The sequence below is a fragment of the Pseudomonas rustica genome (genome assembly GCF_049959085.1).
Taxonomy (GTDB): domain Bacteria; phylum Pseudomonadota; class Gammaproteobacteria; order Pseudomonadales; family Pseudomonadaceae; genus Aquipseudomonas; species Aquipseudomonas rustica.
The window spans coordinates 3,635,434-3,656,422 of sequence record NZ_CP188200.1 but is presented as its reverse complement, the minus strand read 5'-3'; the positions used below and the strand labels follow the sequence as shown (position 1 = coordinate 3,656,422).

23 protein-coding genes and 1 tRNA gene are annotated in these 20,989 nt (G+C 58.5%); 18 read left to right on the top strand and 6 right to left on the bottom strand.

The window, feature by feature from the left end; genetic code table 11:
* Positions 1–142 precede the first annotated feature (142 nt).
* Positions 143–421: a DUF3509 domain-containing protein gene (locus ACP3TY_RS16490; protein ID WP_053118700.1), complete on the bottom strand. Its 279-nt coding sequence runs from the start codon at positions 419–421 to the stop codon at positions 143–145.
* 390 nt (positions 422–811) lie between these two features.
* On the opposite strand from ACP3TY_RS16490, the gene ACP3TY_RS16485 reads away from it, so the two are divergent.
* From ACP3TY_RS16485 to ACP3TY_RS16440, 10 genes are all read left to right on the top strand, one after another.
* On the top strand, positions 812–2,650 hold the full coding sequence (locus ACP3TY_RS16485; RefSeq protein ID WP_426618006.1) for a long-chain-acyl-CoA synthetase: 1,839 nt from the start codon (positions 812–814) through the stop codon (positions 2,648–2,650).
* A gap of 96 nt (positions 2,651–2,746) precedes the next feature.
* Positions 2,747–3,265, top strand: a complete 519-nt coding sequence (locus ACP3TY_RS16480; protein WP_426618005.1) for an ankyrin repeat domain-containing protein — start codon at positions 2,747–2,749, stop codon at positions 3,263–3,265.
* A 133-nt stretch (positions 3,266–3,398) separates the two neighbouring features.
* Positions 3,399–3,929 carry a hypothetical protein gene (locus ACP3TY_RS16475; RefSeq protein ID WP_426618004.1) on the top strand — a complete coding sequence of 177 codons (531 nt, stop codon included), beginning with the start codon at positions 3,399–3,401 and terminating at the stop codon, positions 3,927–3,929.
* 71 nt (positions 3,930–4,000) lie between these two features.
* Positions 4,001–4,192: a PLDc N-terminal domain-containing protein gene (locus ACP3TY_RS16470; protein ID WP_007914053.1), complete on the top strand. Its 192-nt coding sequence runs from the start codon at positions 4,001–4,003 to the stop codon at positions 4,190–4,192.
* A gap of 220 nt (positions 4,193–4,412) precedes the next feature.
* Positions 4,413–5,288 carry a polyamine aminopropyltransferase gene (gene speE, locus ACP3TY_RS16465; protein WP_008080944.1) on the top strand — a complete coding sequence of 292 codons (876 nt, stop codon included), beginning with the start codon at positions 4,413–4,415 and terminating at the stop codon, positions 5,286–5,288.
* Positions 5,289–5,495: 207 nt separating this feature from the next.
* Positions 5,496–5,729 carry a hypothetical protein gene (locus ACP3TY_RS16460; RefSeq protein WP_053118693.1) on the top strand — a complete coding sequence of 78 codons (234 nt, stop codon included), beginning with the start codon at positions 5,496–5,498 and terminating at the stop codon, positions 5,727–5,729.
* 210 nt (positions 5,730–5,939) lie between these two features.
* The gene (locus ACP3TY_RS16455; RefSeq protein ID WP_008080948.1) at positions 5,940–6,287 is read left to right on the top strand and encodes a ribonuclease E inhibitor RraB; all 348 of its coding nucleotides are present in this window, start codon (positions 5,940–5,942) and stop codon (positions 6,285–6,287) included.
* 499 nt (positions 6,288–6,786) lie between these two features.
* Entirely contained in the window at positions 6,787–8,196 is a 1,410-nt protein-coding gene (locus ACP3TY_RS16450; RefSeq protein ID WP_007914061.1) for a circularly permuted type 2 ATP-grasp protein, read from the top strand.
* Positions 8,197–8,208: 12 nt separating this feature from the next.
* Complete coding sequence (locus ACP3TY_RS16445) at positions 8,209–9,159, top strand: alpha-E domain-containing protein (protein WP_053116841.1); 951 nt, start codon at positions 8,209–8,211, stop codon at positions 9,157–9,159.
* Positions 9,156–9,959: a transglutaminase family protein gene (locus ACP3TY_RS16440; protein ID WP_053116842.1), complete on the top strand. Its 804-nt coding sequence runs from the start codon at positions 9,156–9,158 to the stop codon at positions 9,957–9,959. The genes ACP3TY_RS16445 and ACP3TY_RS16440 overlap by 4 nt, the downstream gene beginning before the upstream one ends.
* Positions 9,960–10,073: 114 nt before the next feature.
* Here ACP3TY_RS16440 and ACP3TY_RS16435 read toward each other — a convergent pair whose 3' ends face one another.
* Complete coding sequence (locus ACP3TY_RS16435; RefSeq protein WP_426620492.1) at positions 10,074–10,895, bottom strand: c-type cytochrome; 822 nt, start codon at positions 10,893–10,895, stop codon at positions 10,074–10,076.
* A gap of 584 nt (positions 10,896–11,479) precedes the next feature.
* Here ACP3TY_RS16435 and ACP3TY_RS16430 point away from each other — a divergent pair.
* The 3 genes from ACP3TY_RS16430 (at position 11,480) to ACP3TY_RS16420 (ending at position 15,669) form a co-directional block, all read left to right on the top strand.
* Positions 11,480–12,685: an acetyl-CoA C-acetyltransferase gene (locus ACP3TY_RS16430; RefSeq protein WP_426618003.1), complete on the top strand. Its 1,206-nt coding sequence runs from the start codon at positions 11,480–11,482 to the stop codon at positions 12,683–12,685.
* A 25-nt stretch (positions 12,686–12,710) separates the two neighbouring features.
* Positions 12,711–14,855, top strand: a complete 2,145-nt coding sequence (locus tag ACP3TY_RS16425; RefSeq protein WP_426618002.1) for a 3-hydroxyacyl-CoA dehydrogenase NAD-binding domain-containing protein — start codon at positions 12,711–12,713, stop codon at positions 14,853–14,855.
* Positions 14,856–14,946: 91 nt separating this feature from the next.
* A complete protein-coding gene (locus ACP3TY_RS16420; RefSeq protein WP_053116846.1) occupies positions 14,947–15,669 on the top strand; it encodes an amidotransferase in 723 nt (240 codons plus the stop codon).
* An 83-nt stretch (positions 15,670–15,752) separates the two neighbouring features.
* Here ACP3TY_RS16420 and ACP3TY_RS16415 read toward each other — a convergent pair whose 3' ends face one another.
* The 3 genes from ACP3TY_RS16415 to ACP3TY_RS16405 all read right to left on the bottom strand — a co-directional run bounded on the left by ACP3TY_RS16415 (position 15,753) and on the right by ACP3TY_RS16405 (position 18,485).
* The gene (locus tag ACP3TY_RS16415) at positions 15,753–16,724 is read right to left on the bottom strand and encodes a magnesium and cobalt transport protein CorA (protein ID WP_053116847.1); all 972 of its coding nucleotides are present in this window, start codon (positions 16,722–16,724) and stop codon (positions 15,753–15,755) included.
* A 132-nt stretch (positions 16,725–16,856) separates the two neighbouring features.
* Positions 16,857–17,579, bottom strand: a complete 723-nt coding sequence (locus ACP3TY_RS16410) for a 1-acylglycerol-3-phosphate O-acyltransferase (RefSeq protein ID WP_426618001.1) — start codon at positions 17,577–17,579, stop codon at positions 16,857–16,859.
* A 216-nt stretch (positions 17,580–17,795) separates the two neighbouring features.
* Positions 17,796–18,485, bottom strand: coding sequence for a crotonase/enoyl-CoA hydratase family protein (locus tag ACP3TY_RS16405; protein ID WP_053116849.1), 690 nt, complete (start codon positions 18,483–18,485; stop codon positions 17,796–17,798).
* Between the two features lie 64 nt (positions 18,486–18,549).
* Here ACP3TY_RS16405 and ACP3TY_RS16400 point away from each other — a divergent pair, with 64 nt between their 5' ends.
* Both ACP3TY_RS16400 and ACP3TY_RS16395 read left to right on the top strand, forming a co-directional pair.
* Positions 18,550–18,696 (top strand): hypothetical protein, encoded by a 147-nt coding sequence (locus tag ACP3TY_RS16400; protein WP_426618000.1) that lies wholly within the window; start codon positions 18,550–18,552, stop codon positions 18,694–18,696.
* Positions 18,697–18,780: 84 nt separating this feature from the next.
* Positions 18,781–18,870: transfer RNA gene (locus ACP3TY_RS16395), tRNA-Ser, on the top strand.
* Positions 18,871–19,003: 133 nt separating this feature from the next.
* On the opposite strand, the gene ACP3TY_RS16390 is transcribed toward ACP3TY_RS16395, so the two are convergent.
* Positions 19,004–19,354, bottom strand: a complete 351-nt coding sequence (locus ACP3TY_RS16390) for a YceK/YidQ family lipoprotein (RefSeq protein WP_426617999.1) — start codon at positions 19,352–19,354, stop codon at positions 19,004–19,006.
* Between the two features lie 192 nt (positions 19,355–19,546).
* On the opposite strand from ACP3TY_RS16390, the gene ACP3TY_RS16385 reads away from it, so the two are divergent.
* The 3 genes from ACP3TY_RS16385 (at position 19,547) to ACP3TY_RS16375 (ending at position 20,989) form a co-directional block, all read left to right on the top strand.
* On the top strand, positions 19,547–19,735 hold the full coding sequence (locus ACP3TY_RS16385) for a hypothetical protein (protein ID WP_053116851.1): 189 nt from the start codon (positions 19,547–19,549) through the stop codon (positions 19,733–19,735).
* A 326-nt stretch (positions 19,736–20,061) separates the two neighbouring features.
* Positions 20,062–20,433 (top strand): bacteriocin, encoded by a 372-nt coding sequence (locus ACP3TY_RS16380; RefSeq protein ID WP_426617998.1) that lies wholly within the window; start codon positions 20,062–20,064, stop codon positions 20,431–20,433.
* Between the two features lie 136 nt (positions 20,434–20,569).
* A complete protein-coding gene (locus ACP3TY_RS16375) occupies positions 20,570–20,989 on the top strand; it encodes a YMGG-like glycine zipper-containing protein (RefSeq protein WP_053116853.1) in 420 nt (139 codons plus the stop codon).

Below are 20,989 nucleotides of genomic sequence, written 5' to 3'. Positions count from 1 at the left end.
TTGTTTTTAGAATCAGGATCAAAAGATCGCAGCGTTCCGCAGCTCCTACAAAGAGTTCGCGATGGCAGTAGGGATCGCGCACAAAAAAACAGGCCGTGAAGCGAGAGCTCCACGGCCTGTTTTGTTTAAAGCGTTCTACCAATTACAGCGAGTGATACGTCGGCAAGGCAAAACGCTGTTGGCTTTGCAGCATGCCGATTTGCGGCAGCTCACTGGCTTGTTCAGCCAGGTCACGACGGATCGCGCTGATCGCCCACGACAGTTGGTCGCCGGCATGCAGTTGTTGATAAGTCAGTGCGCGTTTGAACACTTTGCCGTCGCTGCTGCGCAGGGTCAGCAGGATCCCGCCATCAGGACGTGGCGCAGTGGTGACGTCGAAGTTGGAGAACAGGGAGGTAAATTTCTCTTGGATCAGGCTCATGTCTTTCAGCTCCGTATGCACTTGAATGGCAAGCATGCAGAGGAGGTTGCAGAGTTTGTGCCAGTATTTGATTAAAAAAATATCGTTATAAATCAATGACTTGAAAATTGTATTTTTTCAGGTCGTCGTGCAATCTGCATGAGTGGCTATCGTGCATCCTGCATTTTGCGGGATCATGATCATTTCTACGGAACCAAACGCTGACCCGGAGATCAGCTCCGCGCCCGCCACGTCAGCGGATACAAAACATTGCAAAAACCGCGTGTACAGCCTGAGAAGCGCTGACGTATTTTCGATCTCGACCGGCGCTCGAATGCGCCGGTTGCTTCAAGGCACAGCCCGAAAAATAAAAACATCGACCTGCACGCCAAGGTCGAACGGGGAGCTTCCATGCGTCACGCGCCAAGCGACACGATTACCTGGAGCATGATGCTCCGCAAACTGCCGATGATTGCCAAAGCCATCCCGCGGGTGGTCAAAGGCATGAAGGTGGCCAATGTCACGGATCCGACCCAAAGCTGTGGCCTTGGCTGGACGTTCGAACAAGCAACCCTGCGCAACCCCGACGGCCCGGCGTTACTGCACGGCGACGTGGCGCTGACGTATGCACAGGTCAACCAGTGGGCGAACCGCATCGCTCACTATCTGAGCGGGCAGGGCATCGGCAAGGGCGACGTGGTCGCGGTGTTTATCGAAAACCGTCCGGAGTTGCTGGTGACGATTTTGGCGTTGGCCAAGGTCGGCGCCGTCAGTGCGCTGCTGAACACGTCGCAGACCCGCGACACGCTGATCCACAGCATTAATCTGGTAGCGCCGGTAGCGATTGTCGTTGGCGAAGAGCTGGTTGCGGCTTATTCAGCGGTGCGCGAGCAAGTGGCAATCACCTCGCCACGCACCTGGTTTGTCGCCGATCAGGACACTTACAGCCATCCGGGCATTGCGCCCGACGGCTTCGTCAATCTGATCAGCGCCAGTGCCGACGCCTGCAGCGAAAATCCGCCGAGCAGCCAGCAGATCTTCTTCGACGACCCGTGTTTCTACATCTACACCTCCGGCACCACCGGGCTGCCGAAGGCCGGGGTGTTCAAGCACGGGCGCTGGATGCGCAGCTCCGCCAGCTTCGGCATGATCGCCCTCAACATGGGCCCCGACGACGTCGTCTATTGCACCTTGCCGCTGTACCACGCCACCGGCCTCTGCGTGTGCTGGGGCTCGGCGGTCAACGGCGCTTCAGGCTTCGCGATTCGGCGTAAATTCAGCGCCAGTCAGTTCTGGAACGACGTGCGCCGCTATCGCGCCACCACCATTGGTTACGTCGGCGAGTTGTGCCGCTATCTGGTCGATCAACCGGCCAGCGCCGACGACAACCGCCACGAGGTGCGCAAGATGATCGGCAACGGTTTGCGCCCCGGCGCCTGGGCCGAGTTCAAAACGCGCTTTGCGGTGGATCACATCTGTGAGCTGTACGCGGCCAGCGACGGCAACATCGGCTTCACCAATATTCTCAACTTCGACAACACCATCGGTTTCTCGCTGATGGCCTGGGAGTTGGTGGCTTACGACCACGACAGCGGCGAGCCTCTGCGCAGCGACGACGGCTTTATGCGCAAGGTCGAAAAAGGCGAGCAGGGCCTGTTGCTGGCACGCATCGACGAGAAAGCGCCGCTGGACGGTTACACCGATCCACAGAAAACCGCAAAAGTTGTGCTGCAGGATGTGTTTGCCAAGGGTGACCGTTTCTTCAATACCGGCGATCTGCTGCGCAACATTGGTTTTGGTCATGCGCAATTTGTTGATCGACTCGGTGACACCTATCGCTGGAAGGGCGAAAACGTCTCGACCACCGAGGTTGAAAACCTGCTGCTGCAACATCCGCACATCTCCGAGGCAGTGGCCTATGGCGTGGAAATCCGCAACACCAACGGCCGTGCCGGCATGGCGGCGATTACGCCGGCGGAATCCCTCGCGACCCTGGATTTCGCCGAGTTGCTGACGTTTGCTCGGGAGCGCATGCCGGCGTACGCGGTGCCGTTGTTCCTGCGGGTGAAGGTGAAGATGGAAACCACGGGGACGTTCAAATACCAGAAAACCCGCCTGAAGAATGAAGGCTTCGACCCCGGCCAGACGGGCGATGACCCGATTTACGCATGGCTGCCCGGTACGCAGACTTACGTTCGCGTGACCGATGAAATATTGGCGGGCATTTATCAGGGCAAGCATCGTTATTGAATCTGGCTATAGGCCGACTTGAGAAAAAGGGGGTGACAGTTTTCCTCGCGCTCGGGAAACTGTCGGCTTTCCGATTGACCGAAAGTGGAGTTGCCCATGTCCGAACAAAGCCGCCAGATGACCCCTGAAGAAGCCGCCGAATTCACCGAGCAGGTTTTCAACAAGGCGCGCGACGGTGATGCCGAGATGCTTGATCGCCTGGTCAGCGCCGGTTTGCCGGTCAACTTGAAGAACAGCAAGGGCGACACGCTGCTGATGCTCGCCAGCTACTACGGCCATGTCGACGCGGTGAATGTGCTGCTTAAACACAAAGCCGATACGGAAATGCGCAATGGCAACGGCCAGAGCCCGATTGCCGGGGCGGCGTTCAAAGGTGATCTGGCGGTGGTCAAGGCGTTGGTCGAGGCGGGTGCCGAGATCGAAGGTTCGTCGTTTGATGGCCGCACGGCGTTGATGATGGCGGCGATGTTTAACCGCGTTGAAATCGTCGATTACTTGCTCGGCAAAGGCGCCAACGCGCAGGCCAAGGACGCCAACGGTGCAACGGCGCTGGACGCGGCGCGCACCATGGGTGCAGTCGATACCACGGCGCAGCTGGAAAAATTGTTGGGTTGATAAAGTCAAAAGATCGCAGCCTGCGGCAGCTCCTACACTGATCCCTCTGTAGGAACTGCCGCAGGCTGCGATCTTTTGCGTTGTGCGCTATCCTCCGCGCCCTCAAATTTCACCTTCCACAGGATCCGCCCTCATGAAAGCCGCACTCGTCGAACTCATCAGCAAAATCAGCTCCGGCTGCATGGCCGAGGACGAGATCCTGAAAGTGGCCGATGAAGCGGCGCAAGCCTACGCCGATGCCGATACTTTTCTGACAGCCAACCCAGACATCAACTACGACGACACCTTCCCGATCCCGTTGGGCGAGTGGGTCGTCGTCGGCAGTCTGCCGGAAACCGTGTTGTTCCAGGCCGACACCTACGTTGACCTGTTTGCGCAGATCGTCGCCTCGTTCGGCCCGGGCGTGGATTTCAATCTCAAGCCCAAGCAACTGGCGAAAACCGAAGCCCTGACCGCGCTCAACCGCATTCAGGTGCAGATGAGCAGCATGAACAAGGAAAACGGCGGTTACACGCTGATGAACTTTAGCCAGTTGCTCGACGACGAGCTGCAAATGGTGCTGGTCTTCGGCAACGACGTGCCGCGCGTGCTGGAGTTGTGCGCCAAAGTCGGCATCACGGCTGCACCCGCGCTGGAAGCCTTGAAGATCGCCGTTCACGTCTGAGTGCAATAAAAGGGAACCCTGCGCGCGACCGTCTATCCTAAAAGTGCATGCCACTATTCTGGAGCGACACCATGGGTTCCACGTTCAACGGTCTGATCGGCCTGATCATCCTCGCCCTCGACATCTGGGCCATCATCAATGTGCTGAAAAGCGGCGCGACCACCGGGATGAAAATCGTCTGGGTGCTGCTGATCATCCTCCTGCCGGTACTGGGCCTGATCATCTGGGCAATCGCCGGGCCACGCGGTAACGTCCGGATCTGAATCAGCTAACACCGCAATACCCCTGTAGGAGCTGCCGAAGGCTGCGATCTTTTGATCTTGCTTTTAAAAATCAACATCAAAAGGTCGCAGCCTGCGGCAGCTCCTACAGGGATTGTGGTTGTGAGGTTCGACCTGTCATCTTCGGCAACGTAGAATGCGCGCCTTTCCCGGGCAATCGTCCCCACGATTGACGCCCGCGCATTCATCGGAGCACTTGACCATGACCGTCACCAAAACCAGCGAGTACCTGGAAACCCTCTACGAAGGCTACGGCCAGCGTTTTCGCATGGAAAAACTGCTGCACGAAGTGCGCACCGAACACCAGCACCTGGTGATCTTCCAGAACCCGCGCATGGGCCGCGTGATGGCGCTGGACGGCGTGATCCAGACCACCGAAGCCGACGAATTCATCTACCACGAAATGCTCACCCACGTGCCGATCCTCGCCCACGGCAGCGCCAAGCGCGTGCTGATCATCGGCGGCGGTGACGGCGGCATGTTGCGCGAAGTGACCAAACACGCTGGCGTTGAACACATCACCATGGTCGAGATCGACGGCACCGTGGTCGACATGTGCAAAGAATTCCTGCCGAACCACTCCAGCGGCGCCTACGACGATCCACGTCTGAACCTGGTGATCGACGACGGCATGCGTTTCGTCGCCACCACCACGGAAAAATTCGACGTGATCATTTCCGACTCCACCGACCCGATCGGCCCGGGCGAAGTGCTGTTCTCGGAGAACTTTTACCAGGCCTGCCACCGCTGCCTGAACGAGGGCGGCATCCTCGTGACCCAGAACGGCACGCCGTTCATGCAGATCGACGAAGTGAAAACCACCGCCGGTCGCCTGAAGAGCCTGTTCCCGGACTGGCACTTCTATCAAGCGGCCGTACCGACCTACATCGGCGGTTCGATGACCTTCGCTTGGGGCTCGACCAACCCGGCCTACCGCAAACTGAGCCGTGAAACCCTGCAACAGCGCTTCATCGGCAGCGGCATCGTCACCCGCTACTACAACCCGGAAATCCACATCGGCGCATTCGCCTTGCCGCAGTACGTGCTGCAGGCGATCAACAAGCCAAGCAACGACTGATATTGAACCTGTAGGAGCTGCCGCAGGCTGCGATCTTTTGATCTTGTTTTTAAATCAGGGTCAAAAGATCGCAGCCTGCGGCAGCTCCTACAGTGATACATGTCGTTTTTTTCATGTTCGTGCGTTGTAATCCTTTTGAACCAACTTTCTGCGTAAACAGTCGAGATAGTTGTAAGCCCATTTGCGGGTTTGATCGAGGAGGCACCGATGCAAAAGTGGAAAGTCACTTTCGTGGACGATCATGGTGAAATTGTCGATGAGGTGTTCGAACGTGCGGAATGCCCCAGTGACGATGAGGCCGCACAACTGATCAAGGCACGGCTCCTGCCCGTGGCCGCCGAGCTGGATCTCAACGATCTGGAAGGGCGCACCGCCGATGCTGGCGTGAAAAGTCTGAAAACCCAGAACAGCATCGAAATCCGCAGCATCACCCCTATCTGACATTCTTCTTGTCACCTTCACCACCAGGCCTTGGCAGCAGCTCTATCTTGGGGCTACTCTGCAAGCGAGATCAGCGAACGGATCGCTAAGGTCTGGTCTTGTCAGCTACATGCTTGTTTCCCGCGTTCAACGACGTTGTCGCAGTACTTTGGCCAAAGGCCCGGGGCGGGAATACGGAAAGTCTATCCATCTATGCGAGGGGGACGATTCATGAGCACAGCCTATCAAGAAGACATCAGCAGCAATGTTCTGCGCCGCATGAAAGAAGGCGGTTTCGATTTTTCCCGATTCCATCCCATCGAGTTCTACGCGATTTTCCCGGACGAGGAGCGGGCGCGCAGGGCAGCAGGCAAATTTCGCGGTGAATCCATCAATGCCCAGGTCAGCGTGCGTGATGACGGTGCGTGGGCGCTGGAATTAAGCAAAGTGATGTACGCGACGTATGACGATATCGGCGACTTTGAACAGGGCTTTTCGGCGGTGGTCGAGCCTTTGGGCGGAATAATCGAAGGGTGGGGCGTGAAACAGGAGGTGCGTAGCCGCCACCGGTTGAATTGAATATTTATAGATAGAAGATCAAAAGATCGCAGCCTTCGGCAGCTCCTACACAGATTCATGTAGGAACTGCCGGAGGCTGCGATCTTTTGCTTTTGCTTTCAAAACATTTCAAACGGGCAAAAAAAGCCACCGGAGAGGGTGGCTAAAAGGGAAGACCGATAAGGAGAGGAAACCGGTCAGGGTTAAGGCGGGACGGGCTGCGGGGGCAGTCCTAATCAGTTGAGCTGGCGACTTCGAGGCGCTGAGAGCGGGGAAGTTTTGCAGCGAATGCGCGGATTATCCGCAGCCGATGCCGGGCAGTGAAATCAACTCTGACTATGCTGCTAATAGGCGATGCAGTGCGTCGCAATGAAGCGGGGGCAATCAGGTTGGAGCATTTGCCGCACAGGAATGGTGCGGTGCTTGCGGCGTGAATATCCAACCGATTGAAATCAAAGCGTTTATGCCGATGGCACGGGCCTTGCGAAGGCCTGTATGTCCGGGTGACAAGGAGTACGGCATGATCCGCACCTATTTTGATGAGATGTACGATGCCGGCGGCCAGGTTCGCCCGCATTATCGGGAGTTCGCCCGATGGCTGGCTGACACGCCTGACGAGCTGCTGGCCCAACGGCGACGTGAGGCCGATCTGCTGTTCCATCGTGCCGGCATTACTTTCACGCTCTACGGCGACGAGCAGGGCACCGAGCGCCTGATTCCTTTCGACACCATTCCGCGCAGCATCCCCGCCAGCGAGTGGCGGATCGTCGAGCGCGGCTGCATCCAGCGGGTCAAGGCGTTGAACATGTTCCTCGCCGACCTCTATCACGAGCAACGCATTATCAAGGCCGGGATCATTCCCGCCGAACAGGTGCTGGCCAACGAGCAATACCAGTTGGCGATGCAAGGTCTGGATCTGCACCGCGATATCTATTCGCACATTTCCGGCGTCGATCTGGTGCGCGATGGCGACGGCACGTATTACGTGCTCGAAGACAACCTGCGCACGCCGAGCGGCGTCAGCTACATGCTCGAAGACCGCAAAATGATGATGCGATTGTTCCCGGAGTTGTTCGCCGCGCAGCGCATCGCCCCGATCGATCACTACCCGAACCTGTTGCTCGACACGCTGAAAAGCTCCAGTCCGATTGATGACCCGAGTGTGGTGGTGCTGACGCCGGGGCGCTTCAACAGTGCGTTCTTTGAGCACGCGTTTCTTGCCCGGGAAATGGGCGTGGAACTGGTCGAAGGCGCGGATCTGTTCGTGCGTGACGACAAAGTCTTCATGCGCACCACCGACGGCCCGAAAGCAGTGGACGTGATTTACCGCCGCCTCGACGACGCCTTCCTCGATCCATTGGCGTTCAACCCGGACTCAATGCTCGGCGTGCCGGGGCTGCTGTCGTCCTATCGCTCCGGCAACGTCGTGTTGGCCAACGCCATCGGCACCGGCGTGGCGGACGACAAATCGGTGTACCCGTTTGTCACCGACATGATCCGTTTCTACCTCGACGAAGAACCGATCCTGAAAAACGTGCCGACCTGGCAATGCCGCAACCCGTCTGAACTTTCCCACGTGCTGGCCAATCTTCCAGATCTGGTGGTCAAGGAAACCCAAGGCTCCGGCGGTTACGGAATGCTGGTGGGGCCGGCGTCAACGAAAGCGGAAATCGATGCTTTCCGGGAACGCATCAAGGCCAAACCCCACGCTTATATCGCGCAACCGACGTTGTCGCTGTCGACCTGTCCGACCTTTGTCGAAAACGGCATTGCGCCGCGCCATATCGATTTGCGCCCGTTTGTCTTGTCCGGTCGTGAAACCCGCGTGGTGCCCGGCGGTTTGACCCGTGTGGCGCTGCGCGAAGGCTCGCTGGTGGTGAATTCATCACAGGGCGGCGGAACCAAGGACACCTGGGTGGTCGAGGATTGAAGGAAGCTTGCCATGTTAAGTAGAACTGCCTCGGATCTGTATTGGATGTCGCGTTACCTGGAGCGGGCGGAAAACCTCGCGCGGATGCTCGACATCAGTTATTCGCTGTCGCTGATGCCGCAGGACGGTCGCGGTGATGGTTTGCATGAACTGGCGATGCCGCTGTTGATCACCGGCACCCTTGAGGATTATCTGGAGCGTCACGGCGCATTGCATGCCGAACGTCTGCTGCACTTTTTCGCCCTCGATGCGGCCAACCCAGCGAGCATCTACAGCTGCCTCGGTGCGGCGCGGGCCAGTGCCCATGCGGTACGCGGACGCATCACCGCGGACATGTGGGAGAACATCAACTCGACGTGGCTGGAGATTCGCGGGATCGCTGAACAGGGCCTCAGCCGCTACGGCATGAGCCGTTTCTGTGAGTGGATCAAGGAGCGTTCGCACCTGTTTCGTGGCGCGTCCTACGGCACGATCATGCGCAACGATGCATTTCGTTTTATTCGTCTCGGCACCTTTATCGAACGCGCGGACAACACCCTGCGCTTGCTTGATGCCCGCTACGAAATGGCCGGCGATCAAGCCGAAGCGGTCAGCGACGGCACGGCCCACGCCTACTACCAGTGGAGTGCATTGCTGCGTGCACTGTCGTCGTTCGAGGCCTACACCGAAATCTATCGCGACGCGCCCGGCGCCCGGCATGTCGCCGAGTTGCTGCTGTTGCGCGCCGACGTGCCGCGTTCGCTGCGCGCCTGCACCGAAGAGATCGACCAGATTCTTGCGCAACTGCCCGGCGCCAACGGTCGGCCGGCGCAACGCTTGGCCGCCGAAATGGACGCGCGCCTGCGCTACACCGGCATCAACGAAATCCTCGAGGAAGGCCTACATGCCTGGCTGACCGAATTCATCCCGCTGGTGCGCCAGTTGGGCAACGCCATTCACAGTTCCTACCTGGAGGCTGCATGAGACTTTCCATAAGCCACGAGACCACCTATCACTACGAAGATAAGGTGCGGGCGAGCATCCAGTACCTGCGGCTGACCCCACACGACAGCGAGCGCCAACACGTGCTCAGTTGGCAACTTGATCTGCCGCGCCCGGTGCGCGCGCAACTCGATCCGTTTGGCAACATCCTGCACGTGCTGACCATGGACGAGCCGCACGAGGCGATCATCATTGGCGCGCGCGGGCAGGTCGATATTGATGAATTGCGCGAGGCTGAGCATGAGAGCCAGTCGGCGCTGCCGTTTCTGCGCTTTACCCGGTTGACCGAGGCCGATGAAGCGCTGCGAGCGTTCGCCGAAAGATCCTGCAAGCAGCGACGCGATCGCACCGCGCTGATCGATTTGATGCACGGTTTGAATCAGCACATGACCTACACGCCGGGCTCCACCGAAGTCGACACCAGCGCCGCCGAAGCCTTCGCCGGACGCGCCGGGGTTTGTCAGGATCACACCCACGCTTTTCTGGCCTGCGCGCGCAGTCTGGGCGTGCCGTCGCGTTATGTGTCGGGGTATTTGTACAGCGAGGATTGCGAACATCTGGCCAGCCACGCCTGGGCAGAAGCGTGGCTGGATGACGCGTGGTACAGCTTTGACGTGACCAACGAACTGGCGCGGCCGGAGCGACATCTGAAACTGGCGGTGGGCCTCGATTACCTCGACGCCTGCCCGGTACGCGGCATGCGCCGGGGCGGCGGCTGCGAGCAGATGCACGCGAAAGTGTTCGTCTCACCGACCCCGGTCATCTCCGTGCAACAACAATAAACACGATCCCTCGTAGGAGCTGCGGCACGCTGCGATCTTTTGATCTTGATTCCGCAGATCAAAAGATCGCAGCCTCGTTGCACTCGACAGCTCCTACAGAGTGGGGCGCAAGCGTCAGGGCTTAACCTTGCGCCCCGCCATGTGTTTGAGATACCCCACCAGCAATTCCAGATCCCCCTCCGGCAACACCTCCGCCGAAAACCCCGGCATCTTCGCCTGCGGCCACTGGCGCAAACTCTGCGGATCGCGAATGTAGCGCTTCAAGAAATCTGCCCCGAAATACTCCGTCGGACTGTACGGAATATTCAGATCCGGCCCGAACTGCGCATCCCCGGCACCGTTCAATCGGTGACACGCCAAGCAATTCTTCTGAAACAACGCAAAACCCAGATTCACCGGATCATCTTTCTTCAACGCCGGATCCGGTAGCAGGGCAGGGAAGCGTTCGGCCACCGGCGCCATGCGCTTGATGCTCGCCACTTCAAACGGCCACTGCTCGGGGCTGATATTGCCCGCCTGCGGATTCGTCCACACCAGATAGAACGGCCCGGCGCTGTGTTTATCCTTCGACAACGGCGGCCACGGATGGGCCGGGTCTTCAATCGCCAGCCACGCGCGCGCGCCTTCACGGTTGAGCAACGGCGCCGCCGCCAGCTCTGCCGCAAAACCGTCCAGCGCCACCGCTTGCAGATGATCTTCAGCCTTTATTCCCGTCAACAACGCCGCCACCGGCACAGCGCGATAGACCATGTCCTTCTTATAGGACACATCGTTTTTGATGGTGATGTTTTGCACCTGAGGATGCTTGAGCAATTCCTCGGTCTGCCAGGTGCGGCTGTGCTCGCCCAGTTGCAAATCCAACTGTGCGGCTGACAGAGGCATGCTCAGCAGCATGGCCCCGAGTACGAAGAGCGTTTTCAAATGATCGCCGTCCATGTCGTGGAAGTGCGCAAAGGTTGGCACAGCCACGCTGGCCCGGGTAGCGGGCCAGTCACATTTTCAGTGGCGATAGATAAACCCGCCGCTCGATTCAGCCGATGACCTTGGTCAGATTCGGCAAAATCAACAACAGCGTCGTGGCGAAAAGAATGAGCCCTGCTTGACGAACTTTCGGTTGTTTGAACATGGCTTGACCGCCTTTATTGTTATTTCCTGATGCCTGCCTGCATATCCATGACGGCAAGCGCTGCACTTCCTGTTGAAGGACGCCGACCTCGGCAAAACCCGACGACTCTGACGTACATGTACTACCTTAGGGCCCGCGTCACGCTTGGCTTAGATCCATTTCATATGGAGTTGCTGCCAACGGCGATTAAAAAGGCATGAGGCGTATTGCCAGCTTCTGCGCCGCCCGCTTGCTAGACAACTCCGTGACCTGAACCGGTTCACCCGACGGCCAATGACCGTCCGTCTGAGCGTGTCCGTCAACCGCATTGAGCGCTGTGGTCATTGAATCCGTGGCCGTGCGGGACAAGAGTGCAAGCACAAGAAATCACTCACCGCACAGGTTCGAGGACGTCATGACCCAAGCTTTGATTTTCGATGCGCTACGCACGCCACGCGGCAAAGGCAAGGCCGACGGTGCTTTGCACAGCGTCAAACCGGTGAATCTGGTCGCCGGGCTGCTGACCGCGCTGCAACAACGCACTGCGCTGGACACCAGTCAGGTCGATGACGTCGTGCTCGGTTGTGTCACGCCGATTGGCGATCAAGGCTCGGACATCGCCAAAACCGCGGTGCAAGTGGCTGATTGGGACGTCAGCGTGGCGGGGGTGCAGATCAACCGCTTCTGCGCGTCCGGGCTTGAGGCGGTGAACCTCGGCGCGATGAAAGTGCGCTCGGGTTTTGAAGACCTGGTGGTGGTCGGTGGCGTCGAGTCGATGTCGCGCGTGCCGATGGGCAGCGATGGTGGTGCGTGGGCACTGGATCCGCAGACCAACTTGCACAGCCACTTCACCCCCCAAGGCGTCGGTGCCGATTTGATCGCCACGCTCGAAGGTTTCAGCCGTCACGACGTCGATGCCTACGCGCTGCACTCGCAACAGAAAGCCGCGCGGGCCCGGGCCGATGGTTCGCTCAACAAGTCGCTGGTGCCGGTGCAGGATCAGAACGGCATCATCCTGCTCGATCACGATGAATTCATCCGTGCCGAATCGACGCTGGAAGGCTTGGGCAAGCTCAAGCCGAGTTTTGAAATGATGGGGCAGATGGGTTTCGACGCCACGGCGTTGCGGGTCTATAGCCATGTCGAGCGGATCAATCATGTGCACACCCCCGGCAACAGTTCCGGGATCGTCGACGGTGCGGCGTTGATGCTGATCGGCTCCGAAGCCAAGGGCCGCGCGTTGGGCCTGCAACCTCGGGCGCGAATTGTCGCCACGGCGGTCACCAGCACCGATCCGACCATCATGCTCACCGGCCCGGCGCCGGCCACGCGCAAGGCTCTGGCCAAGGCCGGACTGCGCGTGGAAGACATCGACCTGTTCGAGGTCAACGAAGCGTTTGCCTCTGTGGTGCTGAAGTTCATCAAGGACATGGCCGTCGACCCGGAGAAGGTCAACGTCAACGGTGGCTCCATCGCCATGGGCCATCCGCTGGGCGCCACCGGTTGCGCGATCCTCGGCACCTTGCTCGATGAACTGGAAGCGCGGCACCTGCGCTATGGCCTGGCGACGCTGTGCGTCGGCGGCGGCATGGGCATTGCCACCATCATCGAACGTCTCTGAGCCCCCGAATTCAAGGAATCTTGTTATGAGCGAAGCCATTCGTTACGAAAAAGGCCAGGACGGCATCGTCGTGCTGACCATCGACATGCCGGGCCAGAGCGCCAACACCATGAACGCCGTGTACCGCGAGGCGATGGCCGCTTGCGTGGCCCGTCTGGTGGCAGAAAAAGACAGCCTTGCCGGTGTGATCATCACCTCGGCGAAGAAAACCTTCTTTGCCGGCGGCGACCTCAACGAGCTGATCAAAGTCGGCAAGCCTGAAGCCAAAGCTTTCTACGACATGGTGCTGACCCTCAAAGGCCAATTGCGCACCTTGGAAACCCTCGGCAAACCGGTGGTCGCAGCGATCAACGGCGCGGCGTTGGGCGGCGGCTGGGAAATCTGTCTCGCCTGCCATCACCGCGTGGCGCTGGACGATGCCTCGGTGCAACTCGGCCTGCCGGAAGTGACGCTGGGCCTGCTGCCGGGCGGCGGCGGGGTGGTGCGCATGGTGCGCATGCTCGGGATCGAGAAGGCGCTGCCGTATCTGCTCGAAGGCAAAAAAGTGCGTCCGCAACAGGCGTTGCAGGCCGGTTTGATCGATGAGCTGGCGGCGGATCGCGATGAACTGTTGGCCAAGGCGCGCGCTTGGATTGTTGCCAATCCAACGGCAGTGCAGCGTTGGGATGTGAAGGGTTATCAGATTCCCGGCGGTACGCCATCGAACCCGAAAGTCGCGCAGATGCTGGCGATTGCACCGTCGATCCTGCGCACGAAAACTCAAGGCACACTGCCGGCGCCGGAGAAGATTCTGTGTGCGGCGGTGGAAGGCGCTCAGGTCGATTTCGACACCGCGCACCTGATCGAAACCCGCTACTTCACCGAGCTGACCACCGGGCAGATTTCGAAAAACCTGATCGGCACGTTCTGGTTTCAGCTCAACGAGATCAATGCCGGCGGGTCGCGGCCGCAGGGTTTTGCACCTTATAAGACGCAGAAGGTCGGCGTGCTTGGTGCCGGGATGATGGGCGCTGGGATCGCGTTTGTCAGTGCTTCGGCGGGGATCGAGGTGGTGCTCAAGGACATCAACCTTGCAGCTGCCGAGAAAGGCAAAGCGCACTCGGCCGCGTTGCTCGACAAAAAAGTTGCCCGTGGCCAGATGAATGCAGCCCAGCGCGATGAAGTGCTGGCGCGGATCAAACCCTCTGAAAGCGATGCCGATCTGGCCGGTTGCGACCTGATCATCGAAGCGGTGTTTGAGGATCGCGAGCTCAAGGCCACGGTTTCTGTGGCTGCGCAAAAGGTTGTGGGCGCCGACGCCGTTATTGCCTCCAACACGTCGACCTTGCCGATTACTGGCCTTGCCAGTGCCGTACCGGATCAAAGCAAATTCATCGGCCTGCATTTCTTCAGTCCGGTGGAAAAAATGCCCTTGGTGGAAATCATCAAAGGCGCGCAAACCAGCGATGAAACCCTCGCGCGCGGCTTCGATTTCGTTCTGCAAATCAAGAAAACCCCGATCGTGGTCAACGACAGTCGCGGTTTCTTCACCTCGCGGGTTTTCGGCACCTTCACCAACGAAGGCATCGCCATGCTCGGCGAGGGCGTCAGTGCGCCGATGATCGAGACCGAAGCACGCAAGGCCGGGATGCCGGTCGGGCCTCTGGCGATCTCCGACGAAGTTTCCCTCAGCCTGATGAGCCATATCCGCAAGCAAACGGCCAAAGACCTACAGGCAGAAGGGAAACCGCTGATTGAGCACCCGGCCTTCGCCGTGATTGACTTGCTGCTCAACGAATACAAACGTCCGGGCAAGGCTGCTGGCGGCGGTTTTTATGAATACCCGGCCGGTGGCCAGAAGCATTTGTGGCCGGAACTGAAAACACGTTTTGAGAAGGCCGACGGGCAGATTTCGCCCAAGGACGTGCGTGACCGTTTGTTGTTCGTGCAAGCCATCGAAACCGTGCGCTGCGTGGAGGAGGGCGTGCTGACCTCGACGGCGGACGCCAACGTCGGCTCGATCTTCGGCATCGGTTTTGCGGCGTGGACGGGCGGTGCGTTGCAGTTCATCAATCAGTATGGGGTGAAGGACTTCGTCGCCCGCGCGCAGTATCTGGCAGAGCAGTACGGCGAGCGTTTCGCCCCGCCGGCGCTGTTGCTGGATAAAGCGGCGAAAGGTGAAATGTTCTAACGGGGCGAGCATTCCGGGGCTTGCCTTGTCAGGGTGTTTCAAGGCAGGCTCTGGGGTGTTCATTATTCCCATCACGTGTCAGGTATTTTTTATGTCGCTACGCATCTGCATTCTGGAAACCGACATCCTGCGTCCCGAACTGGTCGATCAATATCAGGGTTACGGGCAGATGTTTCAGCGCCTGTTCTCGCAGCAACCGATTGCCGCCGAGTTCACCGTCTACAACGTGATGCAAGGCGAATACCCCAGCGACGAGCAGACCTTTGACGCGTACCTGGTCACCGGCAGCAAGGCCGATTCCTTCGGTACCGACCCGTGGATTGAAACGCTGAGGGAATACCTGCTGAGCCGTTACGAGCGTGGCGACAAACTGCTCGGCGTGTGCTTCGGCCATCAACTGTTGGCGCTGCTGCTGGGCGGCAAGAGCGAGCGCGCTACGCAGGGCTGGGGCGTCGGCACCCACAACTACAAACTCGCGGCCAAGGCGCCGTGGATGAGCCCGGTGCGTGAAGAACTGACGTTGCTGATCAGCCACCAGGATCAAGTGACGTCGTTACCGGAAAACGCCACCGTCATCGCCTCCAGCGATTTCTGCCCGTTTGCCGCGTACCACATCAACGATCAAGTGCTGTGCTTCCAGGGCCATCCAGAGTTCATCCACGATTACTCGCGGGCGCTGCTGGATTTGCGTCAGGAAGCACTGGGTTCGCAGATCTACAGCAAAGGCGTGGCGAGCCTGGAGCAAGAACACCATGGCGCTACGGTTGCGGAATGGATGATGCGGTTTGTGGCGCACAAACCTGAGGTCGCTTAACAGCAGATCAAAAGATCGCAGCCTTCGGCAGCTCCTACACTGAAACCCTGTAGGAGCTGCCGAAGGCTGCGATCTTTTGCTTTTTACAACCACCCAGACTTCTTGAAACTCGCCCACAAACTCACACACCCCACCGCAATAAACCCCAGCACCCCGAAGTAACCGTAATGCCAGCTCAGCTCCGGCATGTTCTGGAAGTTCATCCCGTAAATCCCCGCCACCGCCGTCGGGAACGCCAGAATCGCCGCCCACGCAGCAAACTTGCGCTGCACCACGCTCTGCCGTGACGCCTCCAGCAACACACCGATCTCGATGGTCTGGCTGGCAATATCGGCCAGCGTGCTGAGGTCTTCCATCTGCCGCGTCACGTGAATCTGCACATCACGGAAGTACGGGCGCATGTTCTTGTCGATAAACGGGAAGCTGAGCTTCTGCAGTTCCTCGCCGATCTCCACCATCGGCGCCGCATAGCGACGCAGACGCACGACATCGCGGCGCAAGCCATGCAGCTTCTGGATATCACGCTCATTCAATGCGCTGCACAGCACGTTGCGCTCCAGCTCATCGATCTCGGCATGGATCGCTTCACCGACCGGCTGGTAGTTCTCGATGACGAAATCGAGGAGCGCATAGAGTACGAAATCTTCCCCATGCTCCAACAACAGCGGACGCGCCTCACAGCGTTGGCGCACATGTGCGTAGGACGCCGAGTGACCGTTACGCGCGGTGATGATGTAGCCCTTGCCGGCGAAGATGTGCGTTTCGATGAATTGCAGCACGCCGTTTTCACGGATCGGCGAGTAGGTGACGATAAACAAAGCGTCGCCAAAGGTTTCCAGCTTCGGCCGACTGTGTTTTTCCAGCGCATCTTCAATCGCCAGTTCGTGCAGGTTGAACTGGCGTTGCAGGTTGGACAGCTCCTGAGCGTCCGGCTCTTCCAGACCGATCCAGACAAAGTGGCCGGTTTTCGCGGCCCAGGCGGCGCCTTCGTCCAGGGAAATATTGGTGACTTTCTTACCCGCGCTGTACACCGCAGCAGCAACAACTCGACCCATGGTGGTGATTCACTTCTTCTTGGCAGGTGGCAGGAATACAAGGCTTCAGCTTAGCCGTGTCGCTACTTGAGAGTCAGTGAAATCTGCACCGTTCATTCGGCAAAAGAAAACCCGCACAAGGCGGGTTCGGTTTCAGGCGACTTGCAACTGCCGATCCATTGATTCGATGCATTCGCGCATCTGCTCGCGGCACTGTTCGATGAGCATGGGCATGTCGTCCATGGTCAATCCGGCTGTAGGAATCGCCGGCAATGAGCGTATGAGAATTTCCCCGCTGTTCCAGCGGTTCAGACGCATGTGCTTGATGTAGCTGCTGACACACACCGGCACGATCGGCACACCAGCGGCAATCGCCATCTGAAATGCGCCTTTCTTGAACGGCAGCAACTCTTCGCCGAGGTTGCGCGTGCCTTCCGGGAATACCCAAATCGAGGTGTTTTCGTTTTGCAGCGTGTTGGTGGTGGTGAGCATCGACTGGCGCGCCTTGTGCGCATTGCCACGGTCGATCAACACGTTGCCGGCGAGCCAGAACAATTGCCCGAACAACGGCACCCACTTCAGGCTCTTCTTGCCAATGCACACCGTGCGGTAGGGCACAACGTTACCGAACACAAACAAATCGTAATTGGATTGATGGTTGGCAATGATCACGCAGCTGGCCGGTTTGTTCATCAAACCGCTGACGTCGGTTTTCACCCGCAAACGCAAAATGCACATGGCCGGCAATGCATAGAGGCGCGCGCACAGCCGGCTGTTGTCCGGATTGAACGGACGGCATATGCCGAGGATCACCCCAAGCACGCCAGCCAGAATAAAGTGCAGGCTCATCAATAACATACGAAACACGAACAGCATTTTCAGGCCCCACCGGCGCAAAAGGTGGCGCAGTGTACGGATGTGCACTGTTTTCGGCAATTGCCACTATAGAGTCGGGAGATAGGCGATGTTTAAGCGCATGTTTCCGAATTGCTTGTCAGACCCGTCCTAGAGCAGCCACGGCGTTTTCAACCGAGCGCGCAAGAAAAAGCCCGACACGCGGGTCGGGCTTTTCTTCGACGCAGGATACGGGGGTTAACCCAGATGCTCCTGATCCTGAACAATCGCGTTGTCCAGGGTTTCCAGCAGCGCTTTGCGCACCTTCAGCTTGGTGTTCTTGTGCGCGAGCATGTTGATCTTCTTCAACTGACGCGCGGCGGCAAGGGCGGCACCTTGCAGCTCTTCGGCAGAAACCACCTTGTCGAGGAAACCGGCGTCCACTGCGCTTTTCGGGTCGAACATCTCGCCATTGATCACCGACCGGTGGAATGCCGAACGACGCAGACGATCACGCGCCAGCTCGATACCGGCGTGGTGCATGGTCATGCCGATCTGCACTTCGTTCAGACCAATGCTGAACGGGCCGTCGACACCGATGCGGTAGTCGGCCGACAACAGCAGAAACGCACCCTTGGCCACGGCGTGACCCGGGCAAGCGACGATCACTGGGAACGGGTGAGAAAGCAGACGACGGGCGAGGGTGGAACCAGCGGTCACCAGGGCCACGGCTTCTTTAGGGCCGGCGGTCATCACTTTCAGATCGTAGCCGCCCGACAGAATCCCCGGCTGACCGGTAATGATCACGATGGCACGATCAGTCACCGCCTGATCCAGCGCCGCGTTAAACGCCGCAATCACGTCCGGGGAAATGGCATTGACCTTGCCGTTGCTCAAGGTCAGGGTCGCGATGCCGTCTTCGAGGTGGTAGGCAATCAACTCACTCATGACGCGATTCCTTGTAAGAAAGATGAGCAGACGTTACCCACCACCGCAGGCCAGGTAAAGCGCCGTGACTGACCCGCCGGTCACCGAATCCCGGCTGATCCAGCGCCGCACGCCATTCTGCTTCTATATAGAAGGGCTGCGCCCACCGAAGATTGGCCGGTTTGCCATGGGCCGTCGGCAGGGCAAACGGCTTTTTCTCTTAAGCGCATGAAAATCTTAAAAAAAAGTTTGCCATCGGAAAAGCTTTCGACTACATTAGCGCGCCTCGACAGACAGAACATGTTTGAAGAGATACGGTGAAGTGTCCGAGTGGCTTAAGGAGCACGCCTGGAAAGTGTGTATACAGGAAACTGTATCGAGAGTTCGAATCTCTCCTTCACCGCCACATTCAGTACACAAAACCCCTGATTTCGAAAGAAGTCAGGGGTTTTGTGGTTTCTGGCGTCTGGAATTTATTGGACAGCTGATTGGATGTCGAGATCAGTAGGCCGACTGGCACCGCCGTCAGATTGCGCTGATCACTGATCGGACGTTTGTGCCTGGTAGATTTCGATATTGCCGTGTTTAACCTGTTGATACACGGTGTATGGCAATACCAACGTATCTGTCACACCGGAGACTGCCAGATCTATCAAAACCAGCGGGGCTGAAGGGCGACCCTTCCAGGATTTTATCGGCAGATCGGGTGCGTGCAGGATGCAGAAGTCGTAACCGACGCCGCTGTAAATTCGCGAAATCGAATCACAGTAGGTTTGGCGTTTTTTTAGATCATTTCCGGCGACGGCGTCTTCCTGCACGACACTGCTGATCGTGCCGCAGCCAGTAATGGCTAGCGCTGAAAGCAGCAAGGCGATGGTTTTTATTGTCATGCTCGCAATCCCTGGCAATGAGACGAGGGTGCCAGATTAGCGTGTTTGATTAGTATGGGCCATTCGTCGGGCATTGGCCGATCTGAACCGCAAGTCCAGTAATGACCGGCTAGTCTCAAAAGCCTTGGAGGTCGATATTTTTTCAGGCAAAAAAGTTTTGCCGGTGTCGATCCGCATCGCAGGGGCGAAGGTATGACAGAACCGTATATCGAAGACGATGGCGCCGAGTTTCCGTTTAACAACTGCGTTCGTTGTGGCCAGACCGAGTATCAGTCTGGTTTCGGCGAGGATCCGGTTCACACCGGCAAGATCAAGTCCACGGTGCCGAAAGGGCCGAAAGCGAAGTTTTTACCCAAGGTCACGGCACGCGCCCGAAAATGATTCTCCGCCAACCAACCCCGTCTAAGAACGGGGTTTTTTATGCTCTGAGATTTTATTTCGGACTAGACCTACAGATGGGCGTCAGGATCTGTGTTTCTTTCACAAACTTTTCACGTTCGCTTAAGTAGGGTGAAGCCATCCGTTAGAAAGCAAGTCTCCAGCCCGTCTCCCCAGCGGGCTTTTTTTTGCCCGTCATAAAACCTTTTCCAGAATCACTGTCCAATCGGCGCCCATTGCGCGGATGCGTCCGCTTTTATCTGGACTTTGCCGCTGTGACGGCATTCAATCGCGCCCCTTTTTGTTTCTCTGTCTTTGAGGTTTTCGTCATGCGTTTAACACTGCCCGCTCTGGTTCTCGGCCTTCTGTTCGCTCAAGGAGCAATGGCTGCCGGCGATGGCACCGCTGCATTGGGCGGCGGTCTGGGTGGCGCGCTGGGTAACGTTGTCGGTCAGAAAATGGGCGGCAGCACCGGTGCAGCAATTGGTGCAGGTGTAGCGGGCGCGGCCGGTAGCGCAGTGGCTGCACGCAAAGGCAGCCGGACGAAAGCGGCCATTGGCGGCGGTGTTGGCGCGGCGGGCGGTTCGGTGATCGGTAACAGCCTGGGCGGCCGAAATGGCGCCACCATCGGTGCTGGTCTGAGCGGCGCGGCGGGCGGTGCCGTCGGCAGCAACTTGGCCAAAGGCCACAAGCGTCACTGAGATTGATCACTTGCAGACAAAGCCCGGCTCGATGCCGGGCTTTTTCATGGCTGAACGATTTTCCCGCAAACCTCTCCAATCTCACATAGGCCCCCGCTGGGGTGAACTGTCCCGATTCGGGAACTGTGAGGTACATATGCGATTGTCATTATCTGCACTGTTTTTCGGATTGCTCGTGGCGCAAGGCGCAATGGCCGCCGGCGATGGTTCAGCCGCCGTGGGCGGTGGGCTCGGTGGCGTGCTGGGCAACGTGGTCGGTGGACAACTCGGCGGCAGCACTGGCGCAGCGGTCGGCGCAGGTGTCGGCGGCGCGGCCGGCGGTGCGGTTGGGGCGAATAAAAACAATCGTACTGAAGCTGCCATCGGCGGTGGCCTCGGAGCGGCGGGTGGTTCGGTGATTGGTAATAGCGTCGGCGGATCAACCGGTTCGGCTGTTGGCGCAGGATTGGGCGGCGCCGCGGGTGGTGCGGTCGGTAACAACCTGGGTGACGACGGCGGATCTCACTCCGGTGGGGGTCACAAGCACAAGAACAAACACAAGAACCGCCATCATTGA

Excerpts from the sequence above, each read along its gene's own strand:
- ACP3TY_RS16490 (WP_053118700.1), bottom strand. The coding sequence starts at position 421 with ATGAGCCTGATCCAAGAGAAATTTACCTCCCTGTTCTCCAACTTCGAC.
- ACP3TY_RS16485 (WP_426618006.1), top strand. The coding sequence starts at position 812 with ATGCGTCACGCGCCAAGCGACACGATTACCTGGAGCATGATGCTCCGC.
- ACP3TY_RS16480 (WP_426618005.1), top strand. The coding sequence starts at position 2,747 with ATGTCCGAACAAAGCCGCCAGATGACCCCTGAAGAAGCCGCCGAATTC.
- ACP3TY_RS16475 (WP_426618004.1), top strand. The coding sequence starts at position 3,399 with ATGAAAGCCGCACTCGTCGAACTCATCAGCAAAATCAGCTCCGGCTGC.
- ACP3TY_RS16470 (WP_007914053.1), top strand. The coding sequence starts at position 4,001 with ATGGGTTCCACGTTCAACGGTCTGATCGGCCTGATCATCCTCGCCCTC.
- speE (WP_008080944.1), top strand. The coding sequence starts at position 4,413 with ATGACCGTCACCAAAACCAGCGAGTACCTGGAAACCCTCTACGAAGGC.
- ACP3TY_RS16460 (WP_053118693.1), top strand. The coding sequence starts at position 5,496 with ATGCAAAAGTGGAAAGTCACTTTCGTGGACGATCATGGTGAAATTGTC.
- ACP3TY_RS16455 (WP_008080948.1), top strand. The coding sequence starts at position 5,940 with ATGAGCACAGCCTATCAAGAAGACATCAGCAGCAATGTTCTGCGCCGC.
- ACP3TY_RS16450 (WP_007914061.1), top strand. The coding sequence starts at position 6,787 with ATGATCCGCACCTATTTTGATGAGATGTACGATGCCGGCGGCCAGGTT.
- ACP3TY_RS16445 (WP_053116841.1), top strand. The coding sequence starts at position 8,209 with ATGTTAAGTAGAACTGCCTCGGATCTGTATTGGATGTCGCGTTACCTG.
- ACP3TY_RS16440 (WP_053116842.1), top strand. The coding sequence starts at position 9,156 with ATGAGACTTTCCATAAGCCACGAGACCACCTATCACTACGAAGATAAG.
- ACP3TY_RS16435 (WP_426620492.1), bottom strand. The coding sequence starts at position 10,895 with ATGGACGGCGATCATTTGAAAACGCTCTTCGTACTCGGGGCCATGCTG.
- ACP3TY_RS16430 (WP_426618003.1), top strand. The coding sequence starts at position 11,480 with ATGACCCAAGCTTTGATTTTCGATGCGCTACGCACGCCACGCGGCAAA.
- ACP3TY_RS16425 (WP_426618002.1), top strand. The coding sequence starts at position 12,711 with ATGAGCGAAGCCATTCGTTACGAAAAAGGCCAGGACGGCATCGTCGTG.
- ACP3TY_RS16420 (WP_053116846.1), top strand. The coding sequence starts at position 14,947 with ATGTCGCTACGCATCTGCATTCTGGAAACCGACATCCTGCGTCCCGAA.
- ACP3TY_RS16415 (WP_053116847.1), bottom strand. The coding sequence starts at position 16,724 with ATGGGTCGAGTTGTTGCTGCTGCGGTGTACAGCGCGGGTAAGAAAGTC.
- ACP3TY_RS16410 (WP_426618001.1), bottom strand. The coding sequence starts at position 17,579 with ATGCTGTTCGTGTTTCGTATGTTATTGATGAGCCTGCACTTTATTCTG.
- ACP3TY_RS16405 (WP_053116849.1), bottom strand. The coding sequence starts at position 18,485 with ATGAGTGAGTTGATTGCCTACCACCTCGAAGACGGCATCGCGACCCTG.
- ACP3TY_RS16390 (WP_426617999.1), bottom strand. The coding sequence starts at position 19,354 with ATGACAATAAAAACCATCGCCTTGCTGCTTTCAGCGCTAGCCATTACT.
- ACP3TY_RS16385 (WP_053116851.1), top strand. The coding sequence starts at position 19,547 with ATGACAGAACCGTATATCGAAGACGATGGCGCCGAGTTTCCGTTTAAC.
- ACP3TY_RS16380 (WP_426617998.1), top strand. The coding sequence starts at position 20,062 with ATGCGTTTAACACTGCCCGCTCTGGTTCTCGGCCTTCTGTTCGCTCAA.
- ACP3TY_RS16375 (WP_053116853.1), top strand. The coding sequence starts at position 20,570 with ATGCGATTGTCATTATCTGCACTGTTTTTCGGATTGCTCGTGGCGCAA.